At 34.0% G+C, this 24,240-nt stretch carries 15 protein-coding genes; 2 read left to right on the forward strand and 13 right to left on the reverse strand.

All coding sequences use genetic code 11. The features are described 5' to 3' along the window. Nucleotides 1-5 precede the first annotated feature (5 nt). The 4 genes from ABWU23_RS05915 to ABWU23_RS05930 form a co-directional block, all read right to left on the reverse strand. Entirely contained in the window at nucleotides 6-929 is a 924-nt protein-coding gene (locus ABWU23_RS05915) for a helix-turn-helix domain-containing protein (RefSeq protein ID WP_353270947.1), read from the reverse strand. 65 nt (nucleotides 930-994) lie between these two features. Further along, nucleotides 995-2,119, reverse strand: coding sequence for a hypothetical protein (locus ABWU23_RS05920; RefSeq protein ID WP_265037736.1), 1,125 nt, complete (start codon nucleotides 2,117-2,119; stop codon nucleotides 995-997). Nucleotides 2,120-2,221: 102 nt separating this feature from the next. Continuing rightward, nucleotides 2,222-2,878, reverse strand: coding sequence for a RadC family protein (locus ABWU23_RS05925; RefSeq protein ID WP_265037738.1), 657 nt, complete (start codon nucleotides 2,876-2,878; stop codon nucleotides 2,222-2,224). Nucleotides 2,879-3,048: 170 nt separating this feature from the next. After that, nucleotides 3,049-3,960 carry a helix-turn-helix domain-containing protein gene (locus ABWU23_RS05930; protein WP_265037741.1) on the reverse strand — a complete coding sequence of 304 codons (912 nt, stop codon included), beginning with the start codon at nucleotides 3,958-3,960 and terminating at the stop codon, nucleotides 3,049-3,051. Between the two features lie 120 nt (nucleotides 3,961-4,080). Here ABWU23_RS05930 and ABWU23_RS05935 point away from each other — a divergent pair, with 120 nt between their 5' ends. Then, on the forward strand, nucleotides 4,081-4,998 hold the full coding sequence (locus ABWU23_RS05935) for an Rpn family recombination-promoting nuclease/putative transposase (RefSeq protein WP_353270948.1): 918 nt from the start codon (nucleotides 4,081-4,083) through the stop codon (nucleotides 4,996-4,998). Between the two features lie 345 nt (nucleotides 4,999-5,343). On the opposite strand, the gene ABWU23_RS05940 is transcribed toward ABWU23_RS05935, so the two are convergent. Together ABWU23_RS05940 and ABWU23_RS05945 are read right to left on the reverse strand one after the other, a co-directional pair. After that, nucleotides 5,344-14,328: an ankyrin repeat domain-containing protein gene (locus ABWU23_RS05940; RefSeq protein WP_353270949.1), complete on the reverse strand. Its 8,985-nt coding sequence runs from the start codon at nucleotides 14,326-14,328 to the stop codon at nucleotides 5,344-5,346. 202 nt (nucleotides 14,329-14,530) lie between these two features. Then, entirely contained in the window at nucleotides 14,531-15,778 is a 1,248-nt protein-coding gene (locus ABWU23_RS05945; RefSeq protein ID WP_341814223.1) for a hypothetical protein, read from the reverse strand. 654 nt (nucleotides 15,779-16,432) lie between these two features. Between ABWU23_RS05945 and ABWU23_RS05950 the strand changes: the two genes are divergently transcribed. After that, nucleotides 16,433-18,991, forward strand: a complete 2,559-nt coding sequence (locus tag ABWU23_RS05950) for a hypothetical protein (protein ID WP_353270950.1) — start codon at nucleotides 16,433-16,435, stop codon at nucleotides 18,989-18,991. A 141-nt stretch (nucleotides 18,992-19,132) separates the two neighbouring features. Here ABWU23_RS05950 and ABWU23_RS05955 read toward each other — a convergent pair whose 3' ends face one another. The 7 genes from ABWU23_RS05955 to ABWU23_RS05985 all read right to left on the reverse strand — a co-directional run bounded on the left by ABWU23_RS05955 (nucleotide 19,133) and on the right by ABWU23_RS05985 (nucleotide 24,135). Continuing rightward, a complete protein-coding gene (locus ABWU23_RS05955) occupies nucleotides 19,133-20,122 on the reverse strand; it encodes a helix-turn-helix domain-containing protein (RefSeq protein ID WP_353270951.1) in 990 nt (329 codons plus the stop codon). A gap of 71 nt (nucleotides 20,123-20,193) precedes the next feature. Further along, a complete protein-coding gene (locus ABWU23_RS05960; protein WP_265016466.1) occupies nucleotides 20,194-20,688 on the reverse strand; it encodes a JAB domain-containing protein in 495 nt (164 codons plus the stop codon). A 10-nt stretch (nucleotides 20,689-20,698) separates the two neighbouring features. Next, entirely contained in the window at nucleotides 20,699-21,034 is a 336-nt protein-coding gene (locus ABWU23_RS05965) for a JAB domain-containing protein (RefSeq protein WP_265016467.1), read from the reverse strand. 54 nt (nucleotides 21,035-21,088) lie between these two features. Further along, nucleotides 21,089-22,042: an ankyrin repeat domain-containing protein gene (locus ABWU23_RS05970; RefSeq protein ID WP_353270952.1), complete on the reverse strand. Its 954-nt coding sequence runs from the start codon at nucleotides 22,040-22,042 to the stop codon at nucleotides 21,089-21,091. A gap of 161 nt (nucleotides 22,043-22,203) precedes the next feature. Then, nucleotides 22,204-22,428, reverse strand: coding sequence for a hypothetical protein (locus ABWU23_RS05975; RefSeq protein ID WP_265016469.1), 225 nt, complete (start codon nucleotides 22,426-22,428; stop codon nucleotides 22,204-22,206). A 165-nt stretch (nucleotides 22,429-22,593) separates the two neighbouring features. Then, the gene (locus ABWU23_RS05980; protein ID WP_353270953.1) at nucleotides 22,594-23,844 is read right to left on the reverse strand and encodes a hypothetical protein; all 1,251 of its coding nucleotides are present in this window, start codon (nucleotides 23,842-23,844) and stop codon (nucleotides 22,594-22,596) included. Nucleotides 23,845-23,982: 138 nt separating this feature from the next. Beyond that, entirely contained in the window at nucleotides 23,983-24,135 is a 153-nt protein-coding gene (locus ABWU23_RS05985; RefSeq protein ID WP_353270954.1) for a hypothetical protein, read from the reverse strand. Nucleotides 24,136-24,240: the final 105 nt, after the last annotated feature.

Genomic DNA, 24,240 nt, shown 5'->3' on the forward strand with positions numbered 1-24,240 from the left:
AATTTTCATCCAATTTGATCAGCAGATAAACCAACTATTTGCAAAATAATATCAATAGAAATTCCCCCTTTTACTAAATCCCTTCCAACTTTAATCCTTTCTATCTCTCTCACTTTCTCCTCACAAATACGTATTCCCTCAAACAGAGATTTTATTAGTGCATTACGTAGTTCTTGATTTTCAATCTTTTTGTATTCTTCAATTAAATTCGGTAATTCATTTCCTACTCTTTCATCTGCATCTTCTGTTGGTTCAAGTAGATCCACGATATTAATCGATAACGCCTCTGCCATTTCATATAATTTATCAAGTGGAACAGCAACCCTTCCTTGCTCATAGTTACTTATTTCATCACGTGTTGTAGTCATTTTCTCTGCTAAATCCTTTTGAGTGCACTCTCTTACCAGTCTCCATTCCTTTATCTTTTTCCCTATTTTGTAGTAGATAGAACCTATTTTTTCTTCAACACATTCATCAGCAGAGAGACCAATTGCTTGTGAAACAATATCAACAGAAACTCCTGCTTTAACCAGATCCTTTGCAATTTTTATTTTCTCTGCTTTTTTACCACTTTTCTCACTAATTTGAACAAACTTGGTTAGTAAACAAAATATCTTACGTAACTCTTGATCATTAATCTTTTTATATTCTCTTACTAGATCTAATATTTCCTCTCCCTTATCTTCAAAACAGATTTTTTCATTTGATACAGGAATGAGATCCGTAATACTGATTGATAGTGCCTCAGCTATAGCATATAACCTTTCAATTGGAACTCTACGATTCCCTTTCTCATATTGCAGTATTACCCAATACTTTACACCAATTTTCTCAGCTAAATCCTTCTGAGTATACCCTCGCTCTAACCTCCAACTTTTTACTTTTTGCCCTACTTCATAGTCTAGACTTCTTTCCACGCAAAGAACCATATATAATATTTTCTACTATAGCTCAAAGGCTCCAGATATAATAGCCAGACTCTGGAACCTTTAAATTAAAGTGCTCTACAAGTTTCTTTACTATTTTCACGTACTTTGTCTGCCCATGAAAACAATTTTTCACTTACTTCCTTCTGCTTTTCACTCCATATGCCGCACCTAGTGAAATTACCTTTCTCTACTGCTTCTTTAAGTTTTACTCCAGCAAAAAGGCAATTTTTTCCAATTTCTTCGCCTCTTTTTTGTAACTCAGCCCACATTTCCTTGTTTTCTACTCTGACTTGTACTTGATCATATTTTTTTACATCGTGGTACAATATAACATTTAGCTTACCAATGCTCGTAGGAAACTCTAATATAATAGAGCTTTCATCTGACATATCGATATAGTTTCTTATACCTCCCTTCTCACTTTTAACCTCAACTGCATCATTGCCAATTTTTAAAATATTACTTCCTAACTCTCTCAGTATTTTGGCTACCTCTACCTTGCTATCATCAGAAAATTCTATATATGATGTTGTATTGTCTATCTCGAAATCTATTAAGGATCCTTCTTGAACAGCACTTTCGCCAGCTTTTTCTAGTTCTTCTAGTTGCTTATCTCTCTGTGGCTGAATTTCTGGTTGTAGCTCATTATAGATTTCACCTATCAGTTTATTCTGTAGTAGAGTATCATGAAACTCTGCACCGCTTAGCATTAATTTTCGTATTAGCTTTTTACGATCACTTTTTTCTAATTTGTGAAAATGTGTACCTAATACTACATATTCTGCAAAACTCCATTCGCCATCATTACATGCATTTAGCCTTGCTCCAGCAGCTAGTGCTTCGTCTACAACCTTGTGCAGTTCATTTGGATTTTTTGCTCTTACCACAGCACTCTTAAACCAGCTCAACTTTTCTGTATTTGGCTTTATTTTTTGCAAAGCTGAAGCAAATGGATTTAATCCTTCTGGATAATCTGCTTGATTACTCAAAGGTTTTGTGCCATAAATATAGTCAAATCCTTTCCCATAGTTGATTTTGTTTTCGCGAACTTCTCTACCAGGGAAAGGCATTGCATCTTCCGGTTTTATCTCCTTCTGATTATTAATTTTGCTCACAAACTTAGACTGCTTTATATCAACGCCTTCAAGAGCACCAAATATTTTCTTCAATAACTTGTCTTTACTAGTCATATAACCCCCATATTAAAAATACTTTTTAAGTATATAAATCTTAGTTTATACATTCTATTACTCAGTATAAATTATAATGAGTAGATTTGCAAATACTTTCTGCTATAACAATCCGTTTTCTCTAAAACTAAAATAGCCTCCACTTGTGATAATAATGTGATCAAATAATCTAACGCTTACAGTACTACATGCTGCTGCTAAACTCTTCGTTACTTCTTGATCTTCTTCTGATGGTTCTAAACTCCCTCCAGGATGGTTATGTGACATTATTACTAATGTTGCATCTTTTATTAATGCTTTTCTTGTAATTTCCTTTATGTATACTGGTGCTTTTTCCATTTCACCAATATAGGATTCTTCTCCGATTAATTGGCGCCTTTTATTCAAGTACAGTATTTTTACACATTCCCTTTCTGAGTGGCCTATACTTACGTTTAAGTACTCTACTAGCCCTTGTAAGTCCATTATTGGCTCACTTTTTAGCTTTTCTCTCAGTACTCTTTCTAGTGTTTCCTTAACACACATAATCATTGCTACTGCAGAATCAGTTACTCCTTCTATAACTTTCAGGTCATCCATTTCTCTACCTAAAATCCTTCCTACTCCTGCATAAGTATTCACCAGATTTTTAGCAATTTCTTGAGCTTGTGGCCTTTCATGTACTGCACTTAAAAATGTTTCCATTATTTCACGATCAAGTAATGCCTTGCCTTTGCTTTCTAATATTCTGAATTCGATTTCTTCTTTACTTTTATTCATATAATTTACCCTTCACTAACAACAAACTTTTTTTAGATATTTACTGCTGTTTTTTATCAGCATTGGCATAGAGCCATAGCTTCCGAGTGAAGTCAAATCAATTTTTCAATCTTTTTTACTTATTTTTTCATGAATAAGTAAAGATATTAATATATGGTGATTTTTTTATTTTAAACTTGTCGAATTTCATCTAAAGAGATGCCTATTATTTTTAAAATAATATTGATAGAAATTCCTTTTTTTACTAAGTCTTTTGCAATTTTGATCTTTTCTGCTCTTTTCACTTTTTCTTCGCAAATCCGTATGCCTTCAAATAGAGATCTTATTAATGCATTACGTAGTTCTTGACTTTCAATCTTTTTGTATTCTTCAATTAAATTCGGTAGTTCATTTTCTACTTTACTACCTTCCTCTATTAGCAGATCTGTAATATTAATCGATAATGTTTCTGCTATTGCATATAATTTTTCCAGTGGAATAGCTACACGTCCTTGTTCATAGTTGCTTATTTCATCACGTGTTGTATCCATTTTCTCAGCCAAATCCTTTTGAGTATACTCTCTCACTAGCCTCCATTCTTTTATCTTCTTTCCTATTTGGCAGTAAATAGAACCTCCTTTTTCTTCAACACATTCATCAGCAGATAGACCAATTGTTTTTGAAACAGTATCAACAGAAACTCCTGCTTTAACCAGACCTTTTGCAATTTTTACTTTCTCTGCTTTCCTACTACTTCTTTCACTGACTTGGACAAATTTGGTTAGCAAACAAAACATCTTACGTAATTCCTGATCATTAATCTTTTTATATTCTCTTACTAGATTTAGTATTTCTTCTCCCTCATCTTCAAGACAGATTTTTTCATTTGATACAGGAATTAGGTCTACAATACCAATCGACAATATCTCTGCTATAGCATACAACTTTTCAATCGAAATTTTACGTGTTCCTTTTTCATATTGTAGTACTACTTGATACGTTACACTGACTTTCTTCGCTAAATCTTTTTGAGTATATCCTCGCTTTAACCTCCAGTTCCTTACTTTTTGTGCTATCTGATACCTTATTGAGATGTTTGCCATAAATATTATACATGTTAATACTACCAAACAAAGATATACAAAAACTTCTATGTTTGCATTTTAGTTGAATATTTCTTCACAATTGTGTATAATTATTAATGCTTTTTAAGTCGATTCCCTATGGCTCTTTCAAAATTTTTAGATCCTAAGCTTGATTTAACATTTAAGAAAATATTCGGTACTGAAAAAAATAAGAATATCCTTATTCACTTTTTGAATGATATTTTGGGGTTTACTGAAATAAATACTATACAAGAAGTTGAATTCCTTAGCATCATTATGGACCCTGAAATTGCCTCTGATAAGCAGAGTATTGTTGATGTTCTGTGCAGAGATTCCACTGGGGCCAGATACGTGATTGAGATGCAACTCGCTCGTGATAAAGGCTTCGAAAAACGGGCTCAATTATATGCTGCTAAGGCTTACTCAAGGCAGGCTGATAAAGGTGGTAAGTACATTGATTTAAAGAAGGTTTTCTTTATTGCTATCTCTAATTGTAATTTATTTCCTGATAAGCTTGATTATATATCTAGCCATACCATAAGAGATGAAAAAACTAATGAGCATGACTTAAAAGATTTTCAATTTATCTTCATTGAGTTACCAAAGTTTCCCAAAAGTAGAGAAGAGCAGCTAGAAAATGTAGTAGATCGTTGGCTATTTTTCTTTAAATATGCAGAAGAAACAACTGATGAAGATTTAAGAAAAATAGCAGAAAAATCACCAATAATAAAGCTAGCATATGATGAATTAGATAAGTTCCATTGGAATGAGAAGGACCTATTAGCTTATGAAGAAAGGGTAATGGATTTACAGAAAGAAGCTGCTATCTTGGAACAAAAACTTGATGATGCTACTCAAAAAGGTAGACTAGAAGGTATCCAAATTGGCCATGAAAAAGGTAAAGTGGAAGGCAGAAAAGAAAGGGATATTGAAGTAGCAAAAAACTCACTCAAGGCCGGTGTCTCTATAGATGTTATAGCTCAAATTACCGGTCTCTCTCATTCTGAAATTTTACAACTCAAGGAAAAAACATAATATTCCTACTTATTCACTTCAACATTTATGAAAACCTTCTCTAAGTTAGACATATCCCCTAATTAAGAATATAGTGAACTGTCTAAAATGGCTATAAAGATTGCACATAGAATTATATAAATTACTATCATAACGTTACCCAAAGTTCTATATCAAAGCTACGCGCTGTAAGTTCAATATGGAAAACACATTAACCACTTAGCATTTGATGTCTACTTCATCCATTTTAGTATTAGGACCATCAAACTTGGTCTGGTATCCCTAATTATTTTGGCTAATTTTGCTACCTTCACTTTAAATTTTCCACTACTTGGCATATTATAGCTCCACCTCTTATATTATAACCTACCTATTGAGATTATTTCCAAGCTTGGTTAATCCTACATCAGAAAGACAAGTTGATACTTTTGAATGGCTGTGAACTGAAGCATTACTTAAATAACTTTGAGGCTCTAAACTCATTTGCTTTGCATCATCAACTTCTAATCTACCATCTCTGTTGTGTAATATCTGCTCTATTGATTGATTTAGCAGACCCTTATTAAATTGAGCTATAAACTTTTCAAATTTCTTCGGACTTAATTTACCAGCTTCTTCACCAGGACATGCTTTCTCTACATACGATTTTAAAATCCCTGAAATTTCATTAAATTTACCACTCATGACTTTTCTAGTAATCTCTTTCTGCATTCCCATATAATCAGTATTTAATCGATGCATTGATAAACCACTTTTTAATCCAGCTTGCTCTACTACTTTCTCAAATCCCTTTGTAATATTGAGTGCATAGCCCTGTGCTTCTAGTGGAGATATAGATTGACCTACTGTAGAAATATACTTTTGACCTGTAACCTTTCTAACGAGCACGTCAATGAACATTATTGTACCATTTACATCGATTGGTGCACTAATTTGTGAGATTGAACTTTGAGTGAATGTTTTCTCAGGTAAAGCAGCTCTAGAACCTAATAACCCACCTATAGAGCTCTTTACCCAACCAAACAAATCATTTATCCATGAAGATGGTCTTGTACTACCACTTACTGCTATCTCAGGTTGATTACTTGAATCTATAGCAAGAAGTTTTCTTGACATATGATGACGAGCATAATCTCCATGGTGATGACGGCGTTTGCGTTGTCTTACACTATCATCAGCTGGGATAACATGATAAATCAACGCTGAAGATGGAATTGCAGACTTGCTCCTTAAATATTCCTTAATTTCTCTATAATTCTGATTGATAGCCAAATCATAGGGTGTTCTACCGTCAGCAGTTAAGGCATTAACATCAGCACCTCTTTCAACAAGACGCTTAACGACGTCTAATGAACCCAACTGCACAGCCCAATGAATAGGTGTCCAACCTTCATCATCTTTGACCTTAATATCAGCATTGTTATCTAAAAGAAGTTCAACTATATTAAAATTGTTCTTTTGAATGGCCCAGAACACAGGAGTCCAACCCTGCCTACCCTGAACATTAACGTTAGCACCTTGTCTGATACCGTCTCTAACTTTTTCAAGATCTCCTTTTTCTGTAGAAATTAATAATTCTTTATCTAGATCCAATTGTTTTTGTTTCAAAACTTCTACTATATCTTCGTAACCCTTTTGAATAGCTAGGTCTAAAGATGTCTTGCCGTACATGTCTGTAGCCTTTAAATTAGCACCCCTGTCAAGAAGTAGATTTACTACATTCAACCTGTTTGCGTCAACAGCAATATGCAAAGGTTTCCTATTGTATGCATCTTGAGCCTCAATATTAGCACCTTTATCAAGAAGAAATTGAACCATATTTGAATTACCTTCTTGAGCCGCAAAGTGCAAGGGTGTTCCTTGATATGTGATCTCATTATTAAACTTGGCACCCTGAGCTATAAGGAACTTGACCGCATCCCATTTACTTCCCTGAGCGGCATAGATTATAGGTGTCCAACCATTATTACTATCTTGAGTATCTAAGCTAGCACCTCGAACTACAAAATCCTTAACTTCATTAAGATTACCACCTTGTACTGCAGTTAACAACTGCCTATCTAGATCTAATTGTGTTTGTTGTAAGTATTCTACAACATTATTATGTCCTTTATCTCTAGCAAGATTTAGCGGTGTTTTACCATTCCTATCTTTAGTATTGATATTGGCTCCCTTACCCACGAGGTATTCTATTATATTAAGATGGCCATTCCAAGAAGCCCAGTGCAGAGGCATCCAGCCGTCTTTGTCAACCTCATTAACACTTACTCCTTTATTAAGAAGAAATTCTATAATATTTTTATTATCGTGCTCAGCAGCAATGTGTATAGGCTCTCTGCCATAAACGTTTTGAGGATTAATATTAGCCCCTTTGTCAACGAGAAACTTTGCAACTTCTAAACAGCCTTTCGACGCTGTATAATGTAGCGGTGCCCAACCATAGTTACTGGTATCATCAACGCTTACCCCCTTACCGAGAAGGAACTCTATAATATCTTTGTAATTTTTTTCAGCAGCAATGTGTATAGGTTTCCTACCAAAAATGCCCACATCTATAACATTAACATTAGCACCCTGACCAACAAATTTTTTGACTTCAGAGAGATCTCCATTTTCTGTAGCAGTCAATAATTTTTTGTCTAATTCTGTTTGTTTTAAAAATCCTACTATATCTGTATAATTCCCTTGAATAGCCAAGTCTAAAGGTGTTTTTCCATCGCTAGTTTTAGCTTCAATATTAGCCCCTCGACTTGAAAGTACTCTAACTATATCAAGCCTGTCTTTGAAAATTGCATGATGTAAAGGTGTCCAGTCATTTTTCGTTTTAGCTTCAATATTAACACCTTTATTAAGAAGAAACTCAATTATTTTAGGTGTAGTATTATTATGCTGAATAGCCACATGCAAAGGCGTTAAACCATCATTAGTTTTAGCTTCAAGGCTAGCCCCTTTATCTACAAGAAGCTCAATTATTTTCAATTGACCATAAGCATTTGCTATATGTAAAGGTGTTTCCCCAATGTTAGTTCTAGCCTCAATATCAGCATTTCGATTTAAAATTGCCCTAGATATATCAAGCTTATTATCATTGTCAGCAGCACAGTGCAAAGGCGCCCAACTACGTTTATCTCTAATATTAACATCTGCACCCATACTGAGAAGATTCTCAACTTCACTAAGATTATTTCGTCTCACAGCATCAAACAGTTGCTCTGTCGATAGAATTGCTTTTTCCTTATTAAATTCCACTATAACATCTTCTGAGTTACAAATAGAAGCTATACACTTTGAGTTAGAAACTATTGCATCATTAAAAGCAAACATCATTTCTCTTGCCGGTTGATAAGTATTCCAGTTCTCTACTTTTACAAGAGTGTTATTTTTATGTGATAGCAATAAGGTATCATTTATAACTCTCATATTGAAATCTAATATAGACTTATCTTTCAAATCAACTAAACCAATATCATTCTTGTTAACAGGTTGATTATGATAAATCTGTAACCCTTGCTCATCTGGCTTATAATATCTGAAAGAACTAAATTCATCAGCTCTTTCTCCAAATTCTTCTGGTTCCATAATTTTGTCGCTCAACTCTATGGATAAATCCCAGTTTTTATGAACAGAAGAATAGTAATCCGATATTGATAATGCTCCTCTATCTGATAACAATAGCAAATCATTATTTAGCTTCAAAAAAAGAACTTTTTCTGAGTCAAATGTGAAACAATTATGATGATTTAAAAGGTTAGTACCATTAACACTAAATCTTCCATCTACTTTTAAGCTATGAGAGCAATAATCTCGCTCTAATTCTCCATTCTGAAGTTTGTAATATTCTTCCCCATTAAATGTAACTGTAACATCTTTATAATTTGATAGCAGGGTTATATTTAGGCCATTTTTGTTAATCTTTATTTCTCCTTTATTATCTTCTATAAATGGCATATCATTTAACGTACTATTTAGTAGACTAAAATCTAATATACCATTTGCTTGAGCAATCATAATATTAGCGTTTCTGTGATCGAAAAGATAAAGATGGCTTATATTACTTGGAGCTTTCCAGTAAAAATTATGGTGATCCTCATCAGGGTAAAAAATATGATTACTAGAACTACCTACAACACCATGATAATTAGTGTTTAATAATTGCTTTGTAATATTAAAGTTTGAATTGTCCATTTTTTGCAGATTATCCAACTTATTATCTAATTTTGTTATGTGCACATTTGTTACTTTATCAGTATTAATGTCTACTTTTGTTGGAGTTACAAACAAACCATCTGCTGTTTTTACTGATGTTTGTTTATCTACACTTATAAAAGCTCCACTTTTATTGTAGATATTTGTTATATTATTAGCATGAGTCATACTACCTATATCACTAAAATTTATCGGCAATAATACTAAGCCTTTCCCATAAATAGAATCACCAAAATAACCCTTTATTGCAGTAAAGTTTTTTGCTGTTATTACATCATTGCCACCCTTACCATCAACGTAACCTGCATGAGAAACTTCTATATGATTAGCTTTATCACTGCCAATAATAGAATGTATATTCTCTGAATCTGTAAAATTACCTTGCGTTACAACTATGTTCTTTTGTCCTTCTATTCCTAAATTACATACAAAATTATCCTTTGCTATGTAGAAGAAATTTGTTCCTTGTTTATGAATATCACAATTACTTAACTGATTTGTAAAATAATACCTATTCTGTACACTAGACCCTTGATTATTGATTCCATAACTATTAAGTAATATATTTTTACCATTGAAAATCACATCAACGGTATAATTAGAAGTCACATTTATAAAAGCATTGTTATTAGACATATAAAATAACATCTTTACAGACCCAGAAGGATTATTTCTGTTATATGAAACTGCATTATAGCAATCGGTCATATGTTCTTGTAGAAACCACCTTTCTACTGTTCTACTTAATTTCATATTATTGTACTTCGATGCACTACTGCATGATGCGCCACTTGGTAGACTCGCCAAGGTTTCTTTGCTTACAATTTGTACTGCAATATTGTCGTCATGTGGTCCACAAACAACATTATAGTTTCCAACAGCACTAGGAATTATTCTAGAATTGTGAGCAATGCTACTAGTATAAAATGGGTGTGTAATATTTGTTCTTGATTCAAAATCAAATGTATCATCAACTATCCTTGTTTTAGCACGGCACTCATTCGATACACCATGCAAAGCTTGACCAAATGCTAGACCGTATCCTTCCCATTGTCTTTTATCTCGAGAACGAGCGCTAGTAGCATATTCTTCTTTTGTAACCAGTATAGAAGGCAGTGAAATAGCTATTGTATCATAGTTATTCTTAAATTGATCTAAGATCTTTGATATATACTGTTTATATATTTCTTCTGCTTCCATATCATGTTCTATATAATCTGGTACTTTTTTACCAAGAAAGAAATCCCAATAAAGATCATGTTTTTCCTGATCTGTAAGGTTCATTTGTTCTTCTAATTTTTCTACCTCAAGCCCTGCTTCTACAAACTGTGATATGACAATAACAGCAACTGAGACAGCAGCACCAACTGGACCAGCAAATTCTCCTACTACTCCAGTTTCTAAGCCTGCTACTGACATTGTTTCAGTAACAACCGCAGGGACATCTGCGGCGATAAAGATAGAATTAGTTGCGATGTTTAGGTCAGCAATCTTTATATCTGCAGGATCTGTCGCACTTTGCCTTGCTTTTATTGACTCCGCTAACCCTAAAAATGCCGCAAAATTACCTATAGCACGTCCCATAACTGGAGCAAATCCCTTTAGCATCTGAGAATCAAGCTTTGTTCCTAACTCTAACATTTTTCCAGAGATTTTTTCACCAATCTTTGGCATTACCCAAAGATTTAATGCATCATAACCTAGCCCTTCTACATCTCCATTTGCTATATGTTTACCAACTAAAAATACCGTAAAGGCAAGACCTGCACCTTCTGCTACTTTCCCTATTTTTTCTGCTACTCCAGACCTTCTCAGGATATTTTTCATTTCTTCTTTATTTTCTATGTTGTCCTTCATCTCCTTCACAATATCCCTAATCTCTGGATCTATTGAACTTAGATCTATATTTTTAACTTTTGCGATAAATGCTTCTTCAACATTTTGGTCTATAGTTTCACCTCTAGATATTCGCTCAGAAACCTTGAAAAGCTGATCATAAAACTCAATATTCTTTACTCTTTCTGCTACCTTGTCAGCATTAAACAACTCTTTGATACGTTGTTCTTTTTCCTCTTCTGTAATCTCTTCTTCATCAAACGAATCCTTGCAGGCCATATTTACACTTCTTTCTCTTCTTGGTTTTTTACTTGGTGGATACTCTGGTGATGAAGGTTCTCTTTTTTCTCCTTTAGAACACTGCCCTACAGTAGGTAACATATGAACTGAACTATGAACTACACCAACAGGAATAAATCCTTCCTTAGCTGTCCTACTTGTTAAAATAAGTTTATTTGGATTATTAGATCCTTTATCGAAAACAACACCGATAAATTTCACCTCATCACCATCTGTGAGTGTTTTATAGGTAACGCCCTCTTTATACTCTTCATTTATTTGATCATTTGCTTCCCTCAATAAAGCTTTAGCTCCTTTGCCCTGCCTTGATGTCTTAAGTTCTAATCCTATTGGAGTGTACTCCTCAGCATTTCCACCTTGAGCTACAAACTTAATACCATGAACTAGCATATCAATGCGTTCCCCTCTACCAGTTTGAAACTCAGTTAAAACTAATGCTCTAGTTTCTGGTGATTCTTGTAATTTTAGGTCGCTATAATAACTAAATACTCCATTCAATATTCCCTGGAAATGAGCTTCTTTATTAACGAGACTCTTAAAAGGGAATATTCCTTCTCCAATTTTTTCTAATAATCCACTATATCCTTTTATTGATAAGGATTGGATATCTAGTGCTTTATCAAATGTTTCTTTTAACTCATTAGGATAAGGAACTTCTTTGAAAGTACCTTGAAATCTCTCAGCTCCGTTGTTGTACTCTTGTAAAGAATTATATTTTTCAGTCCAAATAGTAAGATATCTTCTAAAATCTGACTTGTATCTAGTATCAAAATTAAGATTTAATTCGACTATTTCCCTATTCCCTATTTCTCTATTTAATCTATCAAGAGGGAGTACTTCATTTAGCATGTTCAGAACATCTTTTCTGTTAGCTTCAATAATATTTATCACATAAACCAATTTCTCTGTATTTTCTGGAATAAGCACCATTGTTACAACTGCATGGCTTGCATCAAGATTAGCCGATAGTCTTTCTCTGGCTCTTTCAGCTGCTGGACGTCTAAGCCTACGAAGATTAGGATGCACTTCAGTAGGTATATTGCCTCCATAGATAAAAATGTATTTTTTTAAACTTGTTCCTGAATCTTCACTTAATAATAACAATTGCCCTAGTAAAAACCTACTAAAATAATGATTATCTCCCTTTTCCGGTGTACCAGGAAACGTGTGATAGATACGTTCCATATTATTTTTTATTCGTTTTTTTAGCTCATTTGTGTAGATTTCTTGCGTATCCCAATCATCAGCAGACTTTAATATATCTTGAAAAAGAGGAATTACTCTCCCCTCACGGCTCGACCCTCCGATATTAGAAATAGGAGATGAACTATCAAGATTGACACCAACACATAAAATTTCGTCCGCAGTGGTTAAAACCCGCATAACATTTGGTTGGAAGCCTTGTGCATACCTCTCTGCTTGTTGCAAAGCCTTATCTGGAGTGGCATTAGGACCTGCCCCTGCTTTTAATTCAATAATAATGGGAATAGAGTTTAATGCACGATCAGGACCACGAGCTAGCAGGATAATATCTGCATAACCCCTTCCTGCAAATTGCTCTGGATAAACTCTAAGATTATACCTATAGTGGAAATTCATGAAAACGCCTACCATAAATCCATGATGTGCTGCTTCACGTGCTCTGCTAGCATAGATTAGTGAGTCTGCATATTCGGAGTGAATTGTGTAAATCTTATCAAGAATTCTCCTTAAAGATGCTTTAACTGTTCGCTGATTGGAAATAGCTAGCTTCGCTATATCGACTTCGGGATCCCTCCATAACCCTTTTCTCACTTTTTTAAATTGAACTTCAGAATTATGTTCTATGTCTACTCCTTTATCTTTCACATCAACAACTATTTCTCCCTGATGACCGGCATCTTTAATGATTTTTATTGATTTAACTTTAATTTTATCTAGGTTATTTTCAATAAGAGAGTAAAGCTTGCCTAATACCTCCTTCAATTCACCTTGATCAAACTCTTGAGTGTAAGAATGAGAACCACTTTCTGATATAACAAATAATTTTACTTTATCGATCACATCTTTTTGACTCTTCATTTCACCATTTTTTATAATAGCTACCTTCAAAGTCTTTGCACCGTCAAAGCTAAAATAAATCTCCTTGATGTCTAGCTTTTTTGCCATCTCTGTATCCAACAAAGTAGAAAAACTACCTAGGAAGAAGTGTGTAAAAAACCCTGCTTTTTCTACAGAGTGTAAATAAGATGGAATCTGATCCACAAATGACTGAAATCTCGGTTCAAAAGATTTAAAATCCTCATCTTGCCGGCTTATACCAACTTCTTTATCTGCTTCCTCTATCAATAACTGTATTAACTCAAAGTCTTGTGGTCTTACTTTACCCATGACTCTTTTTAAGCCTTTTGCAAGCTCTTTATCATTATCAATAATATTCCTTTCAAGACCAAAATTATAATGGTTTCGTTTACCTGGTGCACCAACATGAAATAATTGTATTTGAATATCCCCATTACCATATTGAGTCTCAACTTCACCAGAAACACTAATCGTTGCGCTAAGCATTCCACTCATTGCTCTTATTTCAGGTTCACCTCCCCAAGTATCAGGGTTCCTCATGTTTTCCAAGTAACGCTCAAAATCACCTTCAACAAAATCTCTGAACTCATTTCTATAAGAACTTATGTGATCAACTACTCGATTACGAAATAAGTTTCTTACTAAATTTGCAAATGTATCATCATAATTCGCAGCACCTAAATTCCGAACCAAACCTCTAATATGATCTAAATTTTGGGTTACAGTTCCATCATTTCCAAATAGTACTTCATACCTTTGTCGAAATAAAGCATCGTCGTTTCTGACGGGTATTAAGTAAGCCATAGTAACAGACCAAAACAAGCAACTACCGTCTCCTGGAACATCGATTCTCTTAATCTGACTTCCACTTTCGGAATCAACATCAGATCTCCGATAACGCTTAAGTTGAGAAAATTCTCTAGCTTGCTCTATATATTGCACTAACATAAACCCCCTTCATTATATTATACTAAACCCACTATACCAAGCTTATTGTATAACCATCAGAGATATCAATAATAAAAGCTATTTTTGCCTACATGCTGACTTGTGTATATAACATTTGTATTACAATGCAACATCTTTTTGACAGAAGCTAAAGTAGTAACAAGAAACCACCACCTACTTTATAGAATTGCCTTATAATACCTTAATTGCCTAACCCTAATTGCTCACATGCTTTGCTTAATTCAACTTCAGTTAAGCTAGTGAACTCTTCATCTGTAGACTTTCTATATGCTAGAAACTTATTCAATGAATCAGCATCTCTTTTTTCCAATATAGATCGTATGTAGCCTGCCTGTTTAGAACACATAAACTCTTTAATCTGATCAGAATTAGCTTTATTTAATAACGCCCATACTGGTTCCATACAGCCCTTTTCTACTAAAGGTGTTAATAAAACTGTACAGAAAAGAGGTGATTTATCCTCTAGTTCCTCTCTTATCACTAAAGCACGATGGCTATCAAATCCTTCCTTCATCCACATATGCATAAAAAGCTTTACACTTTCACTTACATAAGGCTCTGAATGTTTTTTGATTTCCATGTCTAACCAGATATTATAATCATCTTCTGGAACATCATTTGGCTTTAAACAATCAAATAATTCCTGAAATTTATCAAAGCGAAGTGCACCCTGTAGTGTATTCAAACTACCATAATAACCATTTTCAGCTAAGTCTCTTTTTAGAAGTTCTGGATATTTATCAGGACTTATTTGACTAAAACAAAACTCGAATATTTCAGGATAACTATTACAACGACTACCTGCTGCATACACTGCTGTCTTCATGAAGATCTCATCCTTTTTCTGTGAGCCCATTTCATCTTCAGGTAATGACTTTATTTTATTCCAGAAGAATTCTACTGCTTCCGCTTGTTTCAAATCTATAGCACATTTAAGTCCATATTCATATGGATGACGACCATCTAGATTTAGTTTAGAGATGTAACCGCTAACAAAATGTGACCAAAAACCTGTTAAAAGGTCGCTTGTTAAAGATTTAACTAAGTGACCATACTCCAACAGACTACTTTTACCTTGAGCTGATAATCTTTTTTTTCTTTCCTCAAATAAAGCAATAATATCTTCCTCTAAGCAGCACCTACAGGCAATTTCATAGCTAGAGTTACTAAAGGGACTGCCTGGCATTATCAGCTTTTTACCTATCACCTGCCTATCAAGTTTAACTTTATGTAAATTGTCTACTTTCTTCCAACAATCCTCATTAGATAGCACTTGTGAAAGAAAATTGTGCCTCTTTTTACCACCCCTTTTGTGCAAGTCCCAATTTGCATAACACCAGCGCTCAATTTGAAAAAGCTTAGATGCTCTATAAGGATCATCTTCTTTAATACAAGAAAATAAAACTTTTGGAATATCTGAACGTAACATAACCACCTCTTTTGGAAGATATAGTAAAACTACTTATTCAATTAATAATCTTTTAAGTATAGTATTCCTTCTTTAAAACTTGTCAACTACTAATCGAAAAATTTTCTTAGCTTGAAGTAATTTTTGACAAACGCCTCTTAACAGGGTCAACATAGGATCTATTGTTACTTTTAAGTTCTTTTTTTACTGTAAATTTACCTTAACTCTTCCGCAAGCAAATTAATATTAATTTAGCAAAACATATTATTAAGATCTCAAGTAAAATAACCATTTCCAGCACCCAAAATCAGCAACCGTGAGAACAATTTTTCTTGGAATGAATTGGTCTACCAAGTGTACCGTTCGAACTTTTCCTTATAATAATTTTACCATATCACAAAATCAGCTATATTAGCCTACTTTAACTAAATTTATATACGAATTAATTTGCCTAGCTTCGTTGCAAAAATTTTGCTTTTTTATTTTCACAATACTATTTTTACGCAACGTGTTCTCGCAAAGGTAGGTACTATTTTTATGTTTTTAAAGAAAGTAAATAATCAAAATTTTTGTGATGCTATAGAGTCTGGTATTTTTTATAAGCTTTTACATGATTGACAATCACTGAAATACCAACTAAAATATCTATGTGGTAATGTTAAGCGAGAAGAAAAAGTGGATTTTAAACAATATGTCAAAGGGGATACTCTTTTACTTTCGTCTGACGCCATAAATATAAGCGACTTAGTAAGCTTCCTAGAAAGGAACCAAAGCATTACAAGGCTTATCTTGCGTTTTAGCAAAATTGGTAATGAAGGTGCAAAAATTTTAGCTAGTGGCAATCTTCCAAATCTTACTTCACTTCATTTATTTTGTAACAACATTAGCGCTGAAGGTGCAGAAGCTTTGGCTAAGGGCAATCTTCTAAACCTTGCTTCACTTCATTTACTTTTTAACAAGATTGGTGATGAAGGTGTAAAAGCTTTAGCTAACGGTAATCTTACAAAGCTTACCTCACTTCGGTTAGTAGCTAATAAGATTGGTAATGAAGGTGCAAAAGCTTTAGCTAATAGCAATCTTCCAAATCTTAAATTGCTTTATTTAGGGAACCATCTTGATACAAAAAGTGTAAAAGCTTTACTCGCTACCAAGAATGTTAGAAATCTTCTTAGCCCTGATTTAGTCAATAACATTGGTGATAAAGGTGCAGAAGCTCTAGCTAAGGGCAATCTTCTAAACCTTGCTTCACTTGAATTATCTAATAACAACATTAGCGCTGAAGGTGCAGAAGCTTTGGCTAAGGACAACCTTCCAAATCTTACTTCACTTGGTTTAAGTTGTAACAACATTGGTAATAAGGGTGCAGAAGCTTTAGCTAATGTTAACCTTATAAGGTTTACTAAACTTGATCTATTTGGTAATAATATTGATTTTGAGCATATAGAGGTTCTAGCCAGATCTCAATGTTCTGGAATCAAGTTAGGTGATCGAGATCAGAAGGTCTTTTATGATTTCCTATTGAAAAAATGTTCTAACAATCAAGTCGTAGATGAAGAGAGCATAAAAAGGATGATTTTTAGTGTAGCTAGAAGTAATCATAGTGGAGATTTGGTTAGGTACATATTGACACAACCTGATAAATACCCTTTTTTAATCAATTCAAAAGATGAGCAAGGGCACACACTATCTCATTTTTATAATCACTCACCTGAGATACAAGAGTTTTTGTTCAAGCATGGTTTAGTTCCTGAAAAAGATAGTACACTACGAAATATTACTAATGATAAACAATCTGTGCACGCAGGTTTAGCAGTTAAGAAAACGAAGTTTATCACTAAAAACTTAGTAGAATCTATAAAAGCTAGTGAAGGTCAATTAGAGCAAGCAGTAAATTCTTATGTGGAAAGTATAGGACTGCTTAAACAATATCAGAATGATCCAATAAGACTAAGGCTTCTTAGTTTAACTAATAATGAAAAAAAAAGTGCGATGGAAAAAACATTACGTGAGACTGATCCTACGCCAGGTGATGAAAAATTTATTGAGGCTGTTATTGATAAAGCCGAGCAAGCACTAAAACAGAAGTATTTAAAAAAGAACTTCCGCGGTGAATATGACCAAGGGTATCCTACAAATAGGATGCAGTATGATTACACAAGGGGTAGCGAAAGGTTTATTACTATACCTGAATCTATAGGTTATATAAAACTACTTATTGATGATTTTTCCGTTCCACTGAAAGAAAAAAAGGAGTTGCTAGTCACTCTTATGGAACAAAATCCAGATTTGGTAAAGAACAAATTATCTAAGGTAAAAGAAAAACTTGGAAATAGCGTAATCCTCGATAAAGAACAGTTTAATAAAACAGAACTACATGGATTATTAGATGGTATAGATGACGGTAAAAAAGTAGATGAGTTGTTCAAAGAAATCAGTTGTTTGAATATAGAAGAGGTCTGGAGAGAGCAAAAAGAATTTATTCTCCTAAAACAAATATATATAGCAACAACAACATATGGTGAAAATAGCAGTGCCTGCATCCAAGGCACATGGAGTCAAATTATTGGTAGTATAAACGAAATTAGCTCCGAAGTCGTGGCACAATATGATCGCTATTTAGAAGAAGAACAAAGGCGGGAAATGCAAAAAGATGCTATTACAGAAGAAAATATTAAGCCATTTTTGGAAGGTTTGGCTAATAAGCTAATTCAACACGTAGAACTTAATCCAGAATTAAAAGAAACCTTAGAAGATTTTGTTGTATGCACTGTGGATATTGATAAACCTGAAGAAATTACCTTTGAACAGCAAAAAATTTTAGCAGAGATAAATAAATGCTTTAGTGAAAATATTAATGACATTTTACAGGATTATAATAGAAACATACCAAGTAGAGGCGAATACGGCCTTGTCATCGAGGGATTGTCAGAAGTGAAAGTAATGCAACGCTTTGTACAACCAGGTCAAGAGCCATTTAATCTTCAGGAGAATATCACAGGGGAAAACGTACCGTCAATTCCAGGAAAGTTACAACCAAGTAAACCAAGTGAAAAGAGAAGTAAACTGCCTATTGTAACTGCCTCTGCACTGGCAATAGCTGGAGTTGTTTCGGGAATAGCTATTGCAGTTTACTTAGAAATGTTAGCAGTCGGAATAGCAGTTGGAGCTTGCTGCCTAGTTGCTGCTGCTATCATATATTACTGTAACAGACCTTCACAGTTCACTTGGAAATAGCAATGTTCAAGGATCTTGTAAAGAAGTTCAAGAACCCCATTCTGAAGGAAAGAAAAAATAGTGAGAGATGTTCTTTAAATATTAAGTGATAACCATAATAATTTAGAGATTATCTTGTTTTTTTTAAAGTTTATTTGACGATTATGGTCCTTCAAGCATATCACTAGCTTTAAGATTTTTTAGGCCAGTTGCCTGATGTACTACATTAATAGGAACACCTACCTCAAGTAGATTCTTTGCCATTTCTGTTCTCCCTATTTTTTTACCCTTTTCTTTATCAATCTGTATTCTTTTAGATACTGACATAATTAATGAATAAAATTTATCACGTATTTCTTGATCATCAATTTTATTATACTCTCTCACTAAATCTAGTACCCCGTTTTCTCCCTCTCTATCCTCATTACTTCTTTCAATTTCAACATTGCCTTTTTCTATTAGTTCACTAATTTTTGGCAGTAGAGTTTTGGCGTGCGTTGATAATTCGTCTGCTGTGTTACATAGTTTTCCTATTGTCATGATATGGGTTCCTTGCTCATAGCGTCGTATTTGACCACCTGTTAAACCGACTTCATTTCCTAAATCCTCCTGAGAACGTCCCCTTGCTAGCCTCCAGTCTTTCATATTTTCCCCTGTTTTATAGGCTATAAAATTAACTATCTCTGTTTTATTATGTTTCTCAAGTTCATCTTTAGACAAGCCTGTTGTTTGGAGAATGATATCAAGGGAAATACCCGCTTTAAGTAGATTCTTTGCTACTTTAATCTTTCCTGCTTTTTTACCTTCTTCTTCGCCCATCTGGATAGATTTGTTTAATGCAGAGGCCATCTTACATAATTCCTGATTCCTAAATTTTTTACATTCTCTAACTAGATTTAATGTTTTACCTTCAATTTTCTCTGATATCGTCGATTCAGGCAGTAGTTTTGCCATATCAATCATTAGTTCCACTACTATCATACAGAATATAATGATTGAAATCGGATTTTCCCCTCGCTCATATCTGGACATTTGCTTCTCTAATACTCCGACTTTACTTCCTAGACCTGCCTGAGTATATCTTTTCTTTTCCCTCTCATGTTTTAATTTTTTCCCTACTTCGTAGTCTGTGAACTTTGTGTCAGTAGTCATGTCTCTTTAATATACCTTGAGACACATATATACTCTTTAATCTAAGATTCTATTAAATTCACTTTCAGAGTCTAGTGTAGTTTTTCAACTTTATAATTATCCTCCCTAATTGCGTTTTTATACTCTTTATCATCTTTCCACACTACTTCATCTTTCCAAAGAATTTTACAACCCTCCCGTATTAAGCCATTGAAACTAAAACAGCCATACTCTGTTACTGTTTTATAATCCACTAGATCTATTCCTACACTTGGACATGCTATCACCAGCTTTCTTACAATTGATATGTCTCCTTCTGTTGGTGCTTCCCTTTCCGGGTAGTTATGTGATACTACCATAGAACTTGCTTCTATTCTTACCCCTTGCTCCATAAGCTTTCTCGTATATATCGCTGTTTCATCTATTTTAAAAACATCATATACTTCTTCTACCAATAAATAATGCTTTTCATCCATGTAAAATACTCTTAAGTGTTCTTTATCCGATTGTTCCATCAAATATTCAACTAACTTTTTCGAGTCGTTAGTAATTGGTAAACGTTTATCTAAGTGTTTTTTGCGTTCCATTTTGTACCTCCTAGCGAAGCCAAATAACCATAAGTTTTTTTGTTAAACCTTGTTCAATCAGACTTACATAGCCACTTTGAGTAACCATGATATAATCTTTTAGTTCTACCCCTATATTTGGTAGTATTAAGACAAGGTCCTTAGCAATTTCCATATCATCTTTTAATGGCTCTGATGTAGTGAGATAATGGGTAATTTTTATTGAAGTTATTGCTTCTTTCATCAATATTTGTTCCATAACACTTTGTACAGTTTCTATACATTCATAACCGTAGGTATTTTCTGTAATTGTGTTACACTCTGCATCCATGTAAACCACTTGTATGCCTTTTTTATTAATTGTCATATTTTCTCCTCAGAACAAAAAAATTCCGGTAGTATAAAGAGGTTTCTGCTTTCTCTAAATATGTGCACCACGACTGATAAGGTACTCCTTCACGTCCTCTTTAATATCTTTATCTTGATATTCACTATCTTGAGTAGCCAAATATAGCGGTGTATTATCTCTCTTGTCTCTGGCATTTATATTTGCCCCATTTATTACAAGACATTTGACCATGTCAAAGTTACAATGTTCAGCAGCTATATGTAATCCAGTGGTGCCATCTTCTGTTGTAGCATTGACATAAGCTCCTTTCTCTATTAGGTATTCTACTACTTCAACATTATCTCGCTCAACAGCATTAAGTAAAGGTGTCCAGCCGTTTTCTCCCACAAAATTTACATCAACTCCTTTCTCCTCTACCAAATATTCAACAACGTCCAAGTGGCCATTTAATATCGCTATTTCCAATAGATCATTGCAGTCATAAGTGACATCTTTTCGGCTCATCAGATATTCTATAGTATCCAAATCACCACCTACAATAGCTTCACCAAATAAAGTACTGCCATATTCATTAATTGGTGCCATAGGATCAATACCCTTTTCTTCTACAAAATATTTGACTATTCTAACATGGCCATATTGAAATGCATAATATACGGGAGTACCTTCATTGTCAGTAATATTGTAATTGGCACCCTGATTTATTAAAAATCTTACTATATCAATATTTCCTGAATAGACAGCGTAATACAACGGAGTCCAACTACCTTCATCCTGAGCGTTTAAATCAGCTCCTTCAATTAGAATATATGCTGTTAGATACAAATTACCTTTTTTTGCAGCAATACACAAAGGAGTACATCTGTACTGACCAATAGCATTAATATCAGCCCCTTTCTCTATAAGATGTTTAACTGCTTCAAGATTACCTTCTTCCACAGCTAAATGCAAAGGCGTATTTCCTTTATCATTCTTAACATTAACATCTTTCTTATCTACTAAATACTTTTCTATGATATTACACATACCAACCCCACTAAATTAATAAAACTATTCCATTCTACAGACACAAACATTATTTTTTTATTAACTGCAAAACCCTTATAAATTCCTATATGCACTGCTCATTCTCTCTCATGAGGGCATTCATAATTATGCTAATATCTTATATATATTAATTAACAACCTCACTTTCTTCCCTCTTCAATGGCCTCTTCTATGACGGCAGCTACTTCGTTCAGCTTCTTCAACTGATTGATTTCCTGGTTTTTACGCATTTCCTTCAGCACCTTTTGATAAAGATCTTGTCTTTTCTCATTATCGAGCAGTTTGCAGTATAGTTTTAGCTGCTCAGGGGTCTTTGATAGTAGTCGTGCTAACACTGATTCTCGGTTATTGTTATTATTACTCATATAAAAATCCTCACTAATTAACGCTTCAATTTTTTTTAATGTTTACTACTGTTTTCTTAGTAGTATTAGCATAAAGCCATCTATTTTGGCGGAAGTCAAGAAATTTTTAAATATTTATTTGTTATTAATAATGGTAAATATATTGGCTTCGATAGAGCATTTTCTTCACAAACTAGGAAGAGGTTTTTCATCTATTCGTTCTACATCTTCCACTTTTTCTAGCTTTGTGCCAGGCTTTAGAGCATTATACAACGCATAACTCACACAAGCTAATCCAACAATTCCCCCAATCACCGCTATGGCATACATTTTCAATATATAAGCTACAACACTACTGACTAGTAACGCCACACCAACACTACCAGATATGACTGCTTGCGTTGTTAATGGTTTTTCTCTTTTATCTGTAGCATTATCATCAAAACGAGGTTTGGGAGATAGGTCATTGGAAGCATTTGACTCTTGTTCATCAGTCTTCACTGAAGTTTGCTGGACTTTTTCGCTGTTTTCACATATAGGCTGAAGACCTTCACTACTTTTATTGACATCTTCGCATAATCCGGTGTCAGTGGTAGCTTTATCAATTACAGGTTTATGCTCCACATCAAAACTACATACTTCAGTTACTATTTCACATGCGTTAGCTGGCATATCAGTAGCTCTGGTACTATCAATTACAGAAGCAGTATCTTTATGTTCTGTAGTTGTTGTTGCATTAAGACTCAAACTATCTTCATCGCATGGTGCAGTTGTAGTACTAGCATTGGTGGCAGTCTCTGTTACAACAGTAAGAAATGGTGCTTGTTGTTCTATAGTTGTTCTCTTATTAAGCACACCTCCCAGTTCTCTAGAAAATTTTAAGATTTCTTCTACAGCTTCACTATTTTCACACTCTTCAGCATAGGTGAATGGGGTGTAAATCATTTCCTCGCCATCTGAATGTTTTATAATTATTCTCTTTTTTAGAATATCTTTCAAAATACCATTTTCCTCAGAGATTTTTAACACTACTCTCATAATGTCATTGTCTCTACGTGATATAGCATCTGTAAGTATTGTATGAGTTTCTTCCCGACCATCTGAATGTTTTGTGGTCATTTCTTCATTCAGAACTTCCTTTAATAGTTTTTGTTTTTTGGCTTCTTCTAAAAGATCCTTTACAGCTTGATTATTTTTATGACTTATAGCATAATGTAGTAGTGATAATGTCTCCTCTCTACCCTGATATTTGTAAGTTATTTTTGCTAAAAGAATCGTGCTTGCGTTATAGCTGGACTTTTTGAATATTCTATTTCTGAACCTTCCAGCAATACCTTTCCCTTCCTCTATTTCTCTTGCTAGTTTTTGAATATTCTTTCTATCTTTATCTGTTAACTCATATATATCACATACTAATGTCAGTTTTGACGTTTTCATAATGTTTTCCCCTATTAAGATTTATTGATTTAGTGGTAGTAGTTGCAGTTGCTCACCCCATAAAGTTGGTGCTTTCTTTCAATCAAAGGTATTCTACTGTTTTAAATTCCCTGTAAAGATTTAGCTTATCTTTTACATCTAAACAGCATTAACACGATTTGGCTTTTTGTAGATGAGTAATTCTCTAGGGATTATCCTATTGAATTCTATAATATTTTTTGCCACATTGTCTAAAGTGCCCAGACACTGGGATCCAGTTTTTTTTCCATCAAAAACACTCCCTTCTAACATAAAACCATACACTTATCAAACCTAATGTACATCCTGGATTCCAGCGTCACGGGCTACCCTCCTTTGTCATCACAAATAACCCATAGGTGTCATCCAGTACTGGGA

Origin of the sequence: Wolbachia endosymbiont (group A) of Hedychridium roseum (assembly GCF_964028325.1) — a bacterium.
Lineage (GTDB): Bacteria > Pseudomonadota > Alphaproteobacteria > Rickettsiales > Anaplasmataceae > Wolbachia.